The organism is Lactobacillus sp. C449L, assembly GCF_059900815.1.
In genome coordinates this window covers 1-450 of the sequence record NZ_JBWXGA010000248.1, presented here as the reverse complement: position 1 = coordinate 450, position 450 = coordinate 1, and the positions used below count along the sequence as shown (strand labels likewise).

Here is a 450-nt window from a genome sequence, read left to right as displayed (position 1 = left end):
CCGCGCCGTTCGCGGATCAGACCTTCGCTCCCGGCGCGCCCTCCCGCGCCGACAGCTCGGCATAGCGGCGCGTCACCATCGGCAAGGACCGGTCGATCCACTCGGCCATGGCGATCTCCTGGTCGAGCGTCTGGCGGAGCAGCGGCACCGCGTTCGCGAAGCCCCCATCCTCGGCCAGCACGATCAGCGACTTGTAGCTGGCGATCTCGAAATTCTCGAAGGCATAGTTGGCGAAGCTGTTCTTGAGGATCTCGTCGCCCGCGGCGCTGTGGCCGAGCGCGGCCATGGCGCCGGTGAAGCTGAGCGCCGCATCCTTCAGCGCCGAACGGCTCTCGCCCACGCTGTCGAGGATTTCCTCAAGGCGGCCGATCTGCCCGTCCGTCTCCTCGATATGCTCGCGAAGCCGGTCGGCCACTTCGGGATAGTTCTCGATCCGGCTCACCTGCGGAG

1 protein-coding gene is annotated in these 450 nt (G+C 67.3%); it reads right to left on the bottom strand.

Annotated elements, in window-relative coordinates:
* Positions 1-16: 16 nt before the first annotated feature.
* A partial coding sequence (locus AC2JF9_RS09255) for a ferritin-like domain-containing protein (RefSeq protein ID WP_500727184.1) occupies positions 17-450 on the bottom strand: 434 nt, incomplete at its 5' end.